We start from the raw sequence: 12961 nt of genomic DNA, 5'->3' as shown, positions 1-12961 counted from the left end.
TCAGGAGGTCGGCAGGCCGGCGTTTCGCCAGGCGATCATGCCGCCGTTCATGGTTTCGGCCTGGAAACCGGCCGCTGTGAGCTCTTCCGCTGCGCGCGCGCTGCGCTTGCCGCTGCGGCACACCGTGACCACGGGCCGCGCATGGTCCAGCTCTGCCGTCCGCGAGGCCAGCTGACCCAGCGGGATGTGGAGCGCCCCGGGGATCATCCCTTCGGCAACCTCTTCATCCTCCCGGACATCGACGATCTGGTCCCGCACGCGACGGACGTCTACCTCGGCAACAGTGATCTCAGACATGACAACTCCCTCTCGAGCATCGAGGAGCCAGCGACGGGATCCGTCGCGGCAGGCGAACCATCGCCACTGGAACGCACACTCTCACATACCCAGGGGGGTATGCAAGGCACCCCCGGGGGTATAGTGTGGTGTCAACGCCTCGGCTCGTCAGGAGAACGCCATGGAACTGAACCCCGATGACATGACCCCTGTCATCCACCGCCTCAAGCGCGCCCAGGGGCAGCTCGCCGCTGTCACCCGGATGATCGAGGAGGGGAGTGACTGCAAGGACGTCGTCACCCAGCTCTCGGCCGTCTCCAAGGCGCTGGACCGCGCGGGATTCGCGATCATCGCCAGCGGTATGGAGCAGTGCATGACCAGCCCGGACAAGGATCTGGACCGCAAGGAGCTCGAGAAGCTGTTCCTGACCCTGGCCTGAGACCCCGGACCTCGAGATGATCGAGGTCCGGCACGACGACCCGAAGGAGAACGCGATGACCTATACCCATCACCTCACCCTCGACCAGCCGTACACCGAGGCCGTCGAGTCCGTCCGTACAGCGCTGTCCGAGCAGGGATTCGGGATCATCACCGAGATCGACATGCGGGCCACCTTCGAGAAGAAGCTCGATACCGCCGCCGCCGAGGAGATCGGCGACTACATCATCCTCGGAGCCTGCAACCCCAGCCTTGCTCGCCGGGCCCTCGCCGCGGAGCCGCAGCTCGGCGCACTCCTGCCCTGCAACGTGATCGTCCGGGCCGGCGCCGATGAAGGCCGCAGCATCATCGAGGCGATGGATCCGAAAGTTATGGTCCAGATCAGCGGCAGTGACCACGTCCGCGCAGTGGCTGACGACGCCGACGCACGGCTGCGCGCAGCCCTGGAGTCGCTGCCGCGGGCTGACTGACCCTCGGCGCCCCGGCTGAGCCTTGCCAGCTTGGCGAGCGCTGGCTACCATAGGTAGTGCCCCCCGTTACGACGGGTGCGGAAGAAGGCCTTAGAACCCCAGCCGGACGACTGGATCTAGGGCCTTTCGCTTGCCCCTGCGCAAGGGGTCAAAGACTCTGGGGTTCGCTGCTCGAGCAGGATCGTGCTTTGCAAGGCCGCCAGGTGCGCCGGATTGCCCAAGTAAGCAGCGTTAATGGAGCCGAGCACCGCGTCTGCGATCCACAACAGTGGTTCGTCTCCGCCCCTCAGGTGTTGGATCCGCACCCCCCGGTCGAGTCCTTGGTTCTGCAGAGCGACGATGTGCGCACGATCCTTCGAGTCCTGCACTGAGCTTCGGCTCTCAAGCGTCACCTCAAGCACCTCAGCCCCGGCGAGCTCGTAGTAGAGAACCTCTAGGCACTTGCGTCGAAACCGCTCCGTCTTCCGTTGGCGCTCACTCAGGTGCGTCACGATGACATTCATTGGACCGACCGCAACGATCGCATCAACGATCCGACGACGGCGGCGTTCGCTCTCATCTGTCCAATGGAGCTTGATCTGGCCGGGCAAGAGCAGAGGGAGGAGCTCCTCCCGAATCGAGTCTTGATGCTCTGCATCCAAGATCGCGGCCCCGATTAGATACTCCTGCGTCGCAGCGCCCCGATTGGCGCTCGACTCATCGACGAAGGCGCCCATGCCCCGAGTTGCCTGATCCACCGTTACACGATAGCCGCAACGGAAACCTGCCAGCCTGCCCCAGTGGGGTATACCCCGTGCGACAGATGTGTCGCAAAAGTACACGTTCGAACCCTATTGGCAACCGCACGTCACTCGGCCGCAACTGTACCGCTGGGGTACCCATCTTCCGGACACGTCCGCTGGCGGCCTCGTGCGGTCAGCTGAGGCGCGTCCTTCTTTGGGGTGTTGCTGATGCACCTCGACTCCAACAGCGGCGGCATCAATCCCGGGACGGTTCGTCCTCCAGTGCTGCATCGTCGCCGACGACGAGTTCTCGACGGCGTGGGGCAGAGTTGTACCGGTCTGGCAGGCGAGGACTTCGATAGGCTTCTTGCATGAACTCGCCGACGAGGTCACCGAACATCCCAGATAGCCGAGCTCGCTACGACGGCCTCGCAGACTGGTATGACGCCCAGATGGCGGAAGGTCCCCACAGAGACGCGGTCTTGCGCGAGACCCTCCCGCGAGGATCCGGCACGTGCCGGGACATCGGGTGCGGCACAGGCAGGAACCTCGCCATCATCGAAGAACTCGGCTGGACCGCAACCGGCGTCGACATCTCTGAGGACCAGCTTCGCCTGGCGCGTCAGCGATGCCCCCGAGTACACCAGGGCGACGCCCAGGACCTCCCATTCGACTCCGAGTCCTTCGATCTGGTCATGAGCGCCTGGACGTCCACGGACGTCGACGATTTCAGCCGCATGGTCAGGGAAGCCGCACGAGTTCTGCGCCCCACGGGGATGTTTATGTTCTACGGAGTGCACCCGTGCTTCAACGGACCACATGTACACAGCCTCCCCGCAGGAGAGTTGGTCGTACACACGACCTATCGCGAGGCACGACGACATGAGTCTGCCCCCTGGTGGGGAGAGGGTGGCATACGGTACAAAGTCGGCGGCATGCGCCAAGTTCCCCTCGCGGAGTTTCTGAACGCCTTCGTCGACGCTGGCCTTCGGATCGACAGGGTCACGGAACCGGGTGAGAAGGACGTCCCGGTCTCCATCACCATTCTCGCTTCCAAGGACCGGGCGCTTCCTCCGCCCCGCTAGGAACCTGACGACATAGCGAGAAACCGCGCACTCGCCACGGCCGTCGAACCGCTGTTCACAGTGCTGCACGTCTGACAGATCGAGCGAGAATCTACACGGGTGCTGCGTTGACCGGTTGAGACCACCGTAGTTTGCGGCAGGGTGGACATGGTGCGACGAGGTCGGCAGGCCTTCGTGATCTTAGGACGTAGGGCTGCGCGTGCGACATGCTGGTCTCGTGTTCCGCGCCGTGATTTTTGACCTCGATGACACCTTGTTCGATCACGCCAGCTCCGCACGCCTAGGGGTTGCTCGCCTCGTCGAAGAGATGGGTGCCGAGGCGACCCCCACGGTCGTCGCTGCGTGGGAGCGCCACGCCGAGCGTCTGGCTGAACGGCGCGGCCTAGGGGAGATCGATGGACCCCAGTACCGGAGGCTTCGAGTTCGAGGACTACTGGAGAGCCTCGGTCCTGCTCAGAGCATCAGTGACCCAGAGTGCGATCGGATCTATGCGCGATTCGTGGAGCTGTACGAGCGCGAGTGGATAGGTTTCGATGACGCTGTACCCGTGCTGCGCGAGTTGCACCGCCAGGGCGTACGTTTGGCGATCCTGACCAATGGGCCGGAGGCGAGGCAGCAGCGAAAAGCCCACCACCTCGGAATCCGTGAGTACGTGTCCGGGGTGTGGACGAGTGAGGCTCTCGGTGCCGCAAAGCCGAGGCCCTCCACGTACCGGGCGGTGTGCGAGGCATTGGAGGTAGACCCTTCTTATGTGCTCCACGTGGGCGACAACGAAGACCTCGACCTCCGTGGAGCAACGCAGGCAGGGCTCCACGGCCTCCACCTCGACCGTGCGGAACGGCTGCCGAGGTCCCCACGACGTATTACCAGGCTGGTTGACGTGCTCCCGATCGTCATGTCCGAGTGAGTCTCCACGTTGCCAGAGCAGAGCATGCCGACCCGGCGTTCCCCGCGGGTCACGCCGGGTCGGCCTGCTCTGCCGGGCGGCCTTGGGAGTTCCGCTGGAGCTGGCCCCGTCGATCTGCCCCGTTGAAAACGTCACGACCACCTCCGGCCAGCATCATCCGGTGAGTGGTGCGTTGACCGGTTGAGACCACCGTCTTATGTGGACGGGTGGGGGCCTGACCCTTGTTCGTGGACACGCTGATTCCAGCATTTGCTGGGGAAGCGAGATCATGAACCATGGCCAGGAAGCACTACTCCGAAGAGTTTCGCCAGCAGGCGGTTGACCTGTACGAATCGACACCGGGAGCGACGGTCCGCGGTATCGCGGAGGACCTCGGGATCGTCCGGGGCACGCTGCGGCAGTGGCTGGAGACCCACGGGACCGGAAAGAAGACCGCGGCTGACGGCACGCTGACCGACAGCCCGTTGCGGTCCGCGCCGACAGCTTCCACGTCGGATCCTAGTGAGCCGCTCGAGCAGCGCGTGGCCCGGCTGGAGGCGGAGAACGCCCAGCTGAGAGCGGAGACGACGAAGCTCACCACGGAGCGGGAGATCCTCCAGAAGGCCGCGAAGTATTTCGCCGGGGAGACGCGCTGGTGAGTCGCTTCCAGTTCGTCGCCGACCACTCCACCACCTACCCGGTGAAGCGACTGTGCGAGCTCGTCGAGATCGAGCGTTCCTCCTACTACGCCTGGCAGACAGGCGCCCCGGCTCGGTCCGCGCGGGCCGCTTCCGATGGCGAGCTGCTGGAGCGGATCCGCATCATCCACGCGAAGGACGATGCACAGGGTGCCCCGCGGATCACGGCAGAGCTCAACGACGCGGCCGCGCCCGAGGACCGGGTCAACCACAAGCGGGTCGCTCGCGTGATGCGAGAGGCCGGCCTCAGCGGCTACGTCAAGAAGCGTAAGCACCGCACGACGGTGCCGGAGCCGGCCGACCAGGTCGTTCCTGACCTGCTGGGCCGGGATTTCACCGCCGAGGCGCCGAACCAGCGCTACGTCGGCGACATCACCTACCTGCCGCTATCCGAGGCCGGCGGGGGCGGGAACCTGTATCTGGCCACAGTGATCGACTGCTACAGCCGCCGCCTGGTGGGCTGGGCCATCGCCGATCACATGCGCACCGACCTCGTCGCCGACGCGCTCAAGGCCGCCGCCGCGGCCCGTGGATCTCTGGCAGGAGCGATCTTCCACAGCGATCACGGGTCCGTCTACACCTCCAAGGCCTACGCCGAGCTCTGCCAGCGGCTCGGCGTGACCCAGTCGATGGGAGCCGTCGGCTCCAGCGCCGACAACGCGATGGCCGAATCGTTCAACGCGACCACGAAGCGCGAGGTCCTCCGCGACGCCGCGTGCTTCACCGACGAGCTCACCGCCCGCCGCAAGATGTTCCGCTGGCTGACCCGCTACAACACCAAGCGCCGCCATTCCTGGTGCCGCTACCTGTCCCCGAACGCCTACGAGCGCGCCTACACCGCTAAGCTAGCGCTCGCAGCGTAAACACCCCCGTGTCCACGAACCGGGGGTAGGCCCCGTGGAACTGCTCCGTTGAGGTATACCCAGCCCGACAGAAGTGTCGCAAAAATGCGTTCTCGGGCCCTATTGGGAACCGTAAACGACCTGCGAGTAGCTGTCCTGGTGGGGTTCCCTAGTTCGAGACGTACCTGGCGACGCTGCGCGTGACACCGCTGTGCGTGTCAGTCCGGGGCTCGGTTATGGTGGTTCAGTGAGTTCTCCCGAAGCGTCCAAGGTCGAGCTGCCGGTACGCCGGTAGCTCACTACTTCGACGCCTTCCTCTTCGAGTGGGTGCGACTGCGCGACGTTGATCGCGGTCAGTGAGCACGCGTGCCGGTCTAACCCGACCGCCACCTCACTTCGAAAGACTCACCATGCCACTCGTTATCGTCCTGCTCGCTGTAGCGGTCTTCGCCCAGGGAACCTCCGAGTTCATGCTCGCCGGTCTTCTGCCGGAGATCGCGGAAGACCTCGCAATCAGCATCCCTCAGGCGGGCCTACTGACCTCAGCCTTCGCCCTCGGCATGATCGTCGGCGCTCCTGCCATGGCCGCCGTCAGTCGCCGCTGGTCGCCGAGGCTTGCCCTCTCGGTCTTCCTCGTCGTTTTTATCGCGATGCATGCGATCGGAGCCGTGACTGACAGCTTCGTACTCCTCCTCGCCACGCGCATCGTGGCCGCCTTGACCAATGCAGGCTTTCTCGCCGTCACGCTCTCCACAGTCTCGGCGCTGGTACCTCCCGGCCGCATTGCGCGTGCGCTGGCCGTGATCCTTGGTGGGACCACCTTGGCACTGATCGCAGGTGTCCCCGGCGGCGCCGTGATTGGATCTCTGCTCGGTTGGCGAGCAGCCATGTGGGCGGTAGCTGCCATCTCTGTGCCGGCTCTGGTCGCCGTGATGGTGGCGACCCCTCAGCGAGCGGTTGGCAGGCAGCGCCCTGTGTCGCTGGTGGCGGAGATCCGAGTTCTGCGCCGACCGGGACTCTTGATCCCGTTGGGGCTCGGGGCACTGATCAACGGTGCTACGTTCTGCGCCTTCACCTACTTCGCGCCAGTGATCACTGAGTCCGCTGGCCTCGCCGCGCCCGCAGTGCCTGCTGTGTTGGCGGTTTTCGGCGTCGGATCATGCGTCGGAGTATGGACAGCGGGACGGTGCTAGCGGACATGTCAGTCTCCCTTTAGGCGGACACGGACTTCCCTGCTGACGGACAGTTGATCTCCCTGTCTGTGGCGATGGGGTCGGGGTCGTGTCGGTCCCGAGATGCGCGTCCCTCCGGGGTTTGCTCGAGGTCTTCGACCACCACGAGCAGGTTCCACCGGAGGGACGCATGAAGAAGTCTGACAGGGAGATCATGGAGATTCTGGAAGCGTTCGACGCGACGGGAAGTGCGCACTCGGCCGCGCCGCTGGCGGGGGTGGATGCGAAGACAGTGCGGCGCTACGTCGCCGCCCGTGACGCTGGAGCCCCGGTGACGGGGCCGGGCCGGCGGCCACGGATGCTCGATGGGTTCTTACCCAAGATCGAGGAATGGGTCGACCGGTCCAGCGGCAAGGTCCGCGCCGATGTGGTCCACGAGCGGCTGGTCTCGCTGGGGTTCGAGGGCACCGAGCGAACCACCCGGCGGGCGGTCGCGCGGGTCAAGGCGGCGTGGCGGGCCGGACGTCAGCGCACGTATCGGCCCTGGATCACCGAGCCGGGCTTGTGGTTGCAGTTCGACTGGGGCGAGGGCCCGAAGGTCCCCGGCCCGGACGGGACGCTGCGGCGGACGTGGCTGTTCTGCGCCTGGCTGGCCTTTTCGAGGTTCCGGGTCGTGATCCCGGTCTGGGACCAGACCTTGCCGACGCTGATCACGTGCCTGGACGCGACGCTACGGCGTCTGGGCGGGGTGCCGACCTATGTGCTGACCGACAATCCCAAGACCGTCTCGATCGATCACGTGGCCGGGGTGCCGGTCCGCCACCCGCAGATCGTCGAGGTCGGTCGCCACTACGGCATGGGCGTCCATACCTGTGTCCCGTTCGATCCGGAGTCCAAGGGCGGGACCGAATCGACGGTGAAGATCGCCAAGGCCGACGTGGTGCCCACCGACGCGAACCTGCGCTCCGACTACGCCTCGTTCGCCGAGCTCGAGGCCGCCTGCGAGGCATTCATGGGGAAGGTCAATCAGCGCCGCCACCGGGAGTCCGCCCGGATCCCCGCCGAGGCGCTGGCCGAGGAGCGTGCCCGGTTGCATGTGCTGCCGTCTGCTCCGCACACGATGGCGCTGGGCCAGACCCGGATGGTCAATACCGATCAGACGGTGCGGTTCGGGTCGGTGCGCTACTCCACGCCGCCGGGCCTGGTCGGGGCCGAGGTCTGGGTCCGTGCGGCTGGGATGGAGCTGGTGGTCATCGCAGACCTCGACGCCCTGCCACGAGTCCCAGACTGGGCCGGCGGGCGGCGCGGGCTGGTCGAGGTCGCCCGCCACCAGCTCTCGACTCCGGGGACCCCGCGGATCGACCTGTCCCACTATCCCGACCACCCCCAGGACCCCGCCGGCGCGCCACGCCTACTGCGGCCGCGGGCCCGCAACAGCGCCGAGCGCGACTTCCTGGCCCTCGGGGACGGGGCGCAGGCCTGGCTGATCGAAGCCTCCGCGGCCGGGACGGTGCGGATCCGAGCCAAGATGGCCGCCGCTGTTGAACTCGCCGCCCTGGTCGGCACCGAGGCCGTCGATGCCGCGCTGGGAATCGCCGCAGCGGCAGGGCGCTTCGCCGAGGGCGACCTCGCCACGATCGTTGACCACCACGCCAGCGGTGCCACTGCCGCCGACCTCGTGATCGCCGACGAGACCTACTCCATCCAGCCCGGCACCACCAGCTGGGCCGGGTTCACCACCACCCGCAAGGAGCACACCCGATGACCGCCACCACGACGATGCTCGCGCCGCCGTTGCCCGAGGATCTCACCGCAGTTCTGAAGCGCATGCGCATGCCCTATCTGCGAGCTGCGGCCCCGGACGTGCTGGCCACCGCGAAGTCCCAGCGCTGGGACCCCACCGAGGTCCTTCGCGTGCTACTCGCTGAGGAGGTCCGAGGCAGGGACGCGGCCACGAAAGCGATGCGCCGCAAGAGCGCCGGACTGCCGGCCGGCAAGACCTTCGAGACCTGGCGCGAGAAAGATTCCTCGATTCCTGCCCCGACCCAGTCGGCCCTGGCCACCCTGGAATGGATCCACCGCGCCGAGAACCTCGCCATCAGCGGACCCTCCGGGACCGGGAAGACACACTTCGTCGAGGCCCTCGCCCACCAGGTGATCGATGCCGGTATGCGGGTCTCCTGGTTCACCCTGGAGTCGCTGACCGCCGCGATCGGACGGGCCAGCGTGGACGGCTCCATCAGCAAGGTCATCGCCCGCATCGCCCGCGCCGACCTGATCGTCGTCGACGACATCGGCATGCTGCCCTCAGGGCAGGCTGCCGCCGAGGCCTTCTACCGACTCGTCGACGCGACCTACGAGCGCAGGAGCCTGGCCGTGACCAGCAATCTTCATCCCTCCGGGTTCGACAGCTTCATGCCCAAGACCCTCGCCACCGCGGCCGTGGACCGCCTCCTGCACCACGCCCACGTCATCACCACCGAGGGCACCTCGATGCGCCTGGCCGAAGCCACCGCCGGACACGGCGTCGTCCCACTGACCTAACCAGCCGGGAGATCAACTGACCGCGGACAGGGAGATGAACTGTCCGCGGACAGGGAGATCTGATGACCGCCCACAGGGACATCCCGCTGACCGTTGACAGACGGCACGGCGACGCTCACTCCACCCTCATCCTCGTCGCAGGCGGAGCGGCTTTGTTTGTCGGATGGGGATCCCTCGCGGTGTTCGCCACGGTCCCTGCCGCGGTGTTCACCCTCGCACTTCTTCAAGGAGCGCTGTCGTTCGCCGTCGGAAGCACCCTCATCGCCGCCTCGATCCGCGCGGCGGCATCTGCCCCAACTATGTCGGGCTCGTTCGCGACAGCATCCCTCAACATCGGCGCTGCTGCAGGCCCCATCCTCGGCGGGATCGCTTACGCAACAGCCGGAGCCACGGGGCCACTCGTAGTGAGCGCTGCTCTGGTTCTCACCGCCGCACTGACGTTCTTGGTCACGGCAAGGGCAGGGGTTTCGTGAGGGAAGTGTGGTTCACGCGGTGGAGATTCTGGTCGTTCGGCTCCGTGAGTGCGACAGCTGCTGCGCACCGTTACGACGTGGTCGACGCGGCGCCTGGGTGGGGAACGGGCCTCTGGCCGGAGCGGTGGGGGCTGGGTTCGCCCATCTCGCCGGACGAGGCCCGTTCCGTGACCCGAGTCGTTTAGCTGATCGCTGCCCGAGCGATCTCGGCGTCCTGTTCTGGGGTTCCTCCTGAGACACCTAGCGCACCGAGGAGTCGACCTGTGTCATCAGTGATCGGAACGCCGCCGCCCATGAGGAGCAGACCGCCGTTGGTGTGATCGAAGTGAGCGACCGGCTCACCGAGCTGTAAGGGCGCGTTCAAAACTTCGCTTGGTGCTTCGAACATGACGGAGGTACGTGACTTCGCCAGCGCCAGATCATTAGAGGCCAGCCAGGCGCCATCCATGCGCTCGAAGGCGACAAGGTTCGCCCCGGCGTCGAGGACGGCGAAGACGGCGTTCAGGCCGAGATCATGGGCCTTCTCCTGGCCGGCGTCGATGATGCGGCTGGCCGTTTCAAGAGTGATTGTGGGGTGTGACATGTGGTTCTGTCCTTTCCTTCTCTCTTGGTGTCAGGCCTTCTGGGTCCACTCGGTTTCCTGCCACTGCTTGGCAGCGTCGATGGTCTCCAGTGGCCGCATGGTCCGGTAGTCGGGATTGTCGGCGGTGATGGTCTCCACCATCGCGTCGACCATCTCCTGGGGGTCGGCCTGGTCGGCCAGCGATGGACCGAAGTCAGGCATCGGGACATGCGCGGTCTCGCCGTCGTACCACTGCACGTAGCTCTCGGCGCCGGTGTCGTTGAACCCGGTCCCGAACACTCCGGGGTTGATGGTGGCGACCTTGATGCCGAACTGCTCCAGCTCGGCCTTCATCGACCCGGCGACCGCTTCGATCGCGTGCTTGGTCGCGCAGTAGGCGCCTAGGAACGGGACGACGAGGATCCCGCCCATCGAGGAGGTCCAGATGATGCGTCCGCTCTTGCGAGCGATCATCTTCGGTGCGATGGCCTGGACCAGTTCGAGGTGCCCGAACAGGTTGATGTCGAACGACTCCCGCACTCTCTGCAGCGGGATATCGACCACGGACCCGCCCTCCATGACTCCGGCGTTGAGGACCAGAACGTCCACGTCGAAGGAGCCGGCGTGAGCGATGTCGATGGGGTCGAGCAGGTTGAGCTTGATGACGTTGAGTTCGACGCCGGCTGCGTCGGCATCCGCTCGAAGGCTGCGGACCTGGGGCCACGTCTCGGCAGCGGCAATCACATCGTGGCCCTGACGGGCAAGCTCGAGCGCTGCTCCTTGCCCGAATCCACTGCTGGCACCGGTGATCAAGATCTTCTGGGACATGGGCACTCCTTGGGTAACTATCTGGATGCTTACGACAGGGAGCCTGCCACGCCAGGACAGACAGGTCAATAACCAGGTGGTTACCTATAGGCTGAGGGGATGCCACCCGATGCCACGGAGACCAAACGTCGGATCCTCGACGCGGCGCGGGCCGAGTTCGCGCAGTTCGGCCTTGCTGGCGCGCGCGTGGACAGAATCGCTGAGACTGGGCGGGTCAACAAGCGCTCCATCTACGTTCACTTCGGACCCAAGGGCCAGCTGTTCGATCTTGTGGTGTCGGCCGCGCTGGCCGAGATGGCAGACGAGGTGCCATTCACTGCTGAGGACCTCCCTTCGTACGCCGCGGCGCTGTTCGACTACCTGACAGAGCGACCAGAGATCCTGCGCTTAACATCCTGGGCTGGACTTGAGCGGGAGGATGCATCGCCGGGCGAGGTCCAGGCGTACGAGCCCAAGGTGCGAGAGCTGTCAGAGCATTTCGATGGTGCGGCGGTCGATGTGCTCGCCTTGCTGCTTGGCCAGATCACGGCGTGGCAGTTCGCATCGTCTGGGCTTCGCGCGCACGCATCAGAGGGGCCCTGGTCTGATGACCGCCTCCAGCGGCACCGCGCCCTGCTGATCGTTTCCGTCGAGGCGCTCGTCAGCGCCGCGAGGGCCCGTGCTTGAGGGTCACCGTTCCGGACCTTCGGTTGCTTGTTCCAGTCGATGAGGGCTCCACCGTTCGACGGGGCGTCCTTGACTGTCTTGGAAGTCGGTGACGGTCTCGTCTGGATCAATGAGGATGATCTGGTGTCCCTCTTCGACGAGCTTCGTTGCCATGTCGGACGACGTGCGCCGGGCGACGGCATGCACTTCGTCGACTCGGCTCATGTCGAAGATGATGAGGTCGGTCTGCGGAGGATGCTCGATAATCTCGTGCACGAGGGATTCGATGGAGCTGAGCACCAGGTCACCTTGGAGGACATAGATCGTCGCTGGTTGTCCTTCGACGATGACGGTCCGTGTCTCGCGCAGTGAGGAGCGCGCTGGTCTTCCCGTGTCCATGAGATGCAGACCGAGGTCTTCTGAGAGCCGTTTCATCATCTCGATCCCACGGGCACTGTTGCCGTGTGGGTCGAGCCGGGGAGAGAAGACTACTACCCCGATCTGCCCGGGCAGGACGCCGATGATGCCTCCGGCGACTCCGCTCTTGGCGGGGATGCCAACTGTGGAGAGCCAGTCTCCCGCCGCGTCGTACATGCCGCAGGACGCCATGACGCTGAGCACCTGTCTGGTCGTCTGTCGACGCAACACCTGCTCGCCCGTTTCAGGTTGCACGCCGGCGTTGGCAAGGGTTGCCGCCATTAGGGCAAGGTCACGCACGGTGACAGAGGCCGCGCATTGGCGGATGTACCCCTCGACCGCAGGCCCAGGCTCCTGCGCGAGCGCCCCGGCCGCGCGCAAGAGATGAGCGAGCCCGAGATTGCGATCGCCCGCACCAAGCTCCGATGCAGCGACTGCCTCCTCGATGTCGATCTGTCGACCCGTCAGCTGCGAGAACAACTTGAGCATCCGCTCGACCGACGACTCCTCGTCGCTCTTTAGCAGCGCGTGGGTCGCAATGGCACCGGCGTTGATCATCGGGTTGCGCGGTTTGCCGGTCTCTGGATCAAGGGAGAGCTCGTTGAAGGCCTCACCGCTGGGTTCGACACCGACGTTGTCGAGCACCGCGCCCAGGCCGTGGTCCTCGATCGCCAGGGCATACGCGAACGGCTTGGACATCGATTGGATACTGAAACGATGGTCGACGTCGCCGCTGGAATAGACCGTACCGTTGACCGTGCACAGGGCGATGGCCACGCGATCCGGGTCGGCGGCCGCGAGTTCGGGGATGTAACCGGCAACATCACCGGCGCTGATGTGAGCGGTCTCCTCGATGACCGTGTCGAGATAACCGAGAATAGGTGATCTCATCGCGTGCTCCTT

At 65.6% G+C, this 12961-nt stretch carries 15 protein-coding genes; 10 read left to right on the top strand and 5 right to left on the bottom strand.

What is annotated here, in order from left to right; translation table 11 throughout:
- Window positions 1-297, bottom strand: a complete 297-nt coding sequence (locus tag JOF44_RS12070) for a rhodanese-like domain-containing protein (RefSeq protein ID WP_209891554.1) — start codon at window positions 295-297, stop codon at window positions 1-3.
- 160 nt (window positions 298-457) lie between these two features.
- Here JOF44_RS12070 and JOF44_RS12065 point away from each other — a divergent pair, with 160 nt between their 5' ends.
- On the top strand, window positions 458-715 hold the full coding sequence (locus tag JOF44_RS12065) for a metal-sensitive transcriptional regulator (RefSeq protein WP_209891551.1): 258 nt from the start codon (window positions 458-460) through the stop codon (window positions 713-715).
- Window positions 716-770: 55 nt separating this feature from the next.
- The gene (locus JOF44_RS12060; protein ID WP_209891548.1) at window positions 771-1184 is read left to right on the top strand and encodes a DUF302 domain-containing protein; all 414 of its coding nucleotides are present in this window, start codon (window positions 771-773) and stop codon (window positions 1182-1184) included.
- 116 nt (window positions 1185-1300) lie between these two features.
- Here the strand turns inward: JOF44_RS12060 and JOF44_RS12055 are convergent, their stop codons facing one another.
- Entirely contained in the window at window positions 1301-1900 is a 600-nt protein-coding gene (locus JOF44_RS12055) for a hypothetical protein (protein ID WP_209891545.1), read from the bottom strand.
- Between the two features lie 377 nt (window positions 1901-2277).
- Here JOF44_RS12055 and JOF44_RS12050 point away from each other — a divergent pair, with 377 nt between their 5' ends.
- The 7 genes from JOF44_RS12050 (at window position 2278) to JOF44_RS12020 (ending at window position 9606) form a co-directional block, all read left to right on the top strand.
- The gene (locus tag JOF44_RS12050) at window positions 2278-2991 is read left to right on the top strand and encodes a class I SAM-dependent methyltransferase (RefSeq protein ID WP_209891542.1); all 714 of its coding nucleotides are present in this window, start codon (window positions 2278-2280) and stop codon (window positions 2989-2991) included.
- A 217-nt stretch (window positions 2992-3208) separates the two neighbouring features.
- Entirely contained in the window at window positions 3209-3898 is a 690-nt protein-coding gene (locus JOF44_RS12045; protein ID WP_209891539.1) for an HAD family hydrolase, read from the top strand.
- 275 nt (window positions 3899-4173) lie between these two features.
- Window positions 4174-5438 (top strand): IS3 family transposase gene (locus JOF44_RS12040; protein WP_377785327.1). Its coding sequence is split into 2 segments (ribosomal slippage): window positions 4174-4516 and window positions 4516-5438, totalling 1266 coding nucleotides; the frame shifts between segments, so codons are not numbered across the junction.
- A 389-nt stretch (window positions 5439-5827) separates the two neighbouring features.
- A complete protein-coding gene (locus tag JOF44_RS12035; RefSeq protein WP_209891536.1) occupies window positions 5828-6610 on the top strand; it encodes an MFS transporter in 783 nt (260 codons plus the stop codon).
- A 169-nt stretch (window positions 6611-6779) separates the two neighbouring features.
- On the top strand, window positions 6780-8354 hold the full coding sequence (istA, locus tag JOF44_RS12030; RefSeq protein ID WP_209891533.1) for an IS21 family transposase: 1575 nt from the start codon (window positions 6780-6782) through the stop codon (window positions 8352-8354).
- The gene (gene istB, locus JOF44_RS12025; RefSeq protein WP_209886504.1) at window positions 8351-9133 is read left to right on the top strand and encodes an IS21-like element helper ATPase IstB; all 783 of its coding nucleotides are present in this window, start codon (window positions 8351-8353) and stop codon (window positions 9131-9133) included. The genes istA and istB overlap by 4 nt, the downstream gene beginning before the upstream one ends.
- 62 nt (window positions 9134-9195) lie before the next feature.
- Window positions 9196-9606, top strand: coding sequence for an MFS transporter (locus JOF44_RS12020; RefSeq protein WP_209891530.1), 411 nt, complete (start codon window positions 9196-9198; stop codon window positions 9604-9606).
- 181 nt (window positions 9607-9787) lie between these two features.
- Here JOF44_RS12020 and JOF44_RS12015 read toward each other — a convergent pair whose 3' ends face one another.
- Both JOF44_RS12015 and JOF44_RS12010 read right to left on the bottom strand, forming a co-directional pair.
- The gene (locus JOF44_RS12015) at window positions 9788-10189 is read right to left on the bottom strand and encodes a GlcG/HbpS family heme-binding protein (protein ID WP_209891527.1); all 402 of its coding nucleotides are present in this window, start codon (window positions 10187-10189) and stop codon (window positions 9788-9790) included.
- 30 nt (window positions 10190-10219) lie between these two features.
- Entirely contained in the window at window positions 10220-10996 is a 777-nt protein-coding gene (locus JOF44_RS12010) for an SDR family oxidoreductase (protein ID WP_209891524.1), read from the bottom strand.
- Between the two features lie 99 nt (window positions 10997-11095).
- Here JOF44_RS12010 and JOF44_RS12005 point away from each other — a divergent pair, with 99 nt between their 5' ends.
- The gene (locus JOF44_RS12005) at window positions 11096-11662 is read left to right on the top strand and encodes a TetR/AcrR family transcriptional regulator (protein ID WP_209891521.1); all 567 of its coding nucleotides are present in this window, start codon (window positions 11096-11098) and stop codon (window positions 11660-11662) included.
- A gap of 3 nt (window positions 11663-11665) precedes the next feature.
- Here the strand turns inward: JOF44_RS12005 and JOF44_RS12000 are convergent, their stop codons facing one another.
- Complete coding sequence (locus JOF44_RS12000; RefSeq protein WP_209891518.1) at window positions 11666-12949, bottom strand: glutaminase; 1284 nt, start codon at window positions 12947-12949, stop codon at window positions 11666-11668.
- Window positions 12950-12961: the final 12 nt, after the last annotated feature.

The sequence above is a fragment of the Brachybacterium fresconis genome, assembly GCF_017876515.1.
GTDB classification, from domain to species: domain Bacteria; phylum Actinomycetota; class Actinomycetes; order Actinomycetales; family Dermabacteraceae; genus Brachybacterium; species Brachybacterium fresconis.
Note: the sequence above shows the minus strand (reverse complement) of the source record. Positions and strands in the feature narration are given on the sequence as shown.

Excerpts from the sequence above, each read along its gene's own strand:
- istB (WP_209886504.1), top strand. The coding sequence starts at position 8,351 with ATGACCGCCACCACGACGATGCTCGCGCCGCCGTTGCCCGAGGATCTC.
- JOF44_RS12055 (WP_209891545.1), bottom strand. The coding sequence starts at position 1,900 with ATGGGCGCCTTCGTCGATGAGTCGAGCGCCAATCGGGGCGCTGCGACG.
- JOF44_RS12065 (WP_209891551.1), top strand. The coding sequence starts at position 458 with ATGGAACTGAACCCCGATGACATGACCCCTGTCATCCACCGCCTCAAG.
- JOF44_RS12020 (WP_209891530.1), top strand. The coding sequence starts at position 9,196 with ATGACCGCCCACAGGGACATCCCGCTGACCGTTGACAGACGGCACGGC.
- JOF44_RS12005 (WP_209891521.1), top strand. The coding sequence starts at position 11,096 with ATGCCACCCGATGCCACGGAGACCAAACGTCGGATCCTCGACGCGGCG.
- JOF44_RS12060 (WP_209891548.1), top strand. The coding sequence starts at position 771 with ATGACCTATACCCATCACCTCACCCTCGACCAGCCGTACACCGAGGCC.
- JOF44_RS12035 (WP_209891536.1), top strand. The coding sequence starts at position 5,828 with ATGCCACTCGTTATCGTCCTGCTCGCTGTAGCGGTCTTCGCCCAGGGA.
- istA (WP_209891533.1), top strand. The coding sequence starts at position 6,780 with ATGAAGAAGTCTGACAGGGAGATCATGGAGATTCTGGAAGCGTTCGAC.
- JOF44_RS12010 (WP_209891524.1), bottom strand. The coding sequence starts at position 10,996 with ATGTCCCAGAAGATCTTGATCACCGGTGCCAGCAGTGGATTCGGGCAA.
- JOF44_RS12050 (WP_209891542.1), top strand. The coding sequence starts at position 2,278 with ATGAACTCGCCGACGAGGTCACCGAACATCCCAGATAGCCGAGCTCGC.
- JOF44_RS12000 (WP_209891518.1), bottom strand. The coding sequence starts at position 12,949 with ATGAGATCACCTATTCTCGGTTATCTCGACACGGTCATCGAGGAGACC.
- JOF44_RS12070 (WP_209891554.1), bottom strand. The coding sequence starts at position 297 with ATGTCTGAGATCACTGTTGCCGAGGTAGACGTCCGTCGCGTGCGGGAC.
- JOF44_RS12015 (WP_209891527.1), bottom strand. The coding sequence starts at position 10,189 with ATGTCACACCCCACAATCACTCTTGAAACGGCCAGCCGCATCATCGAC.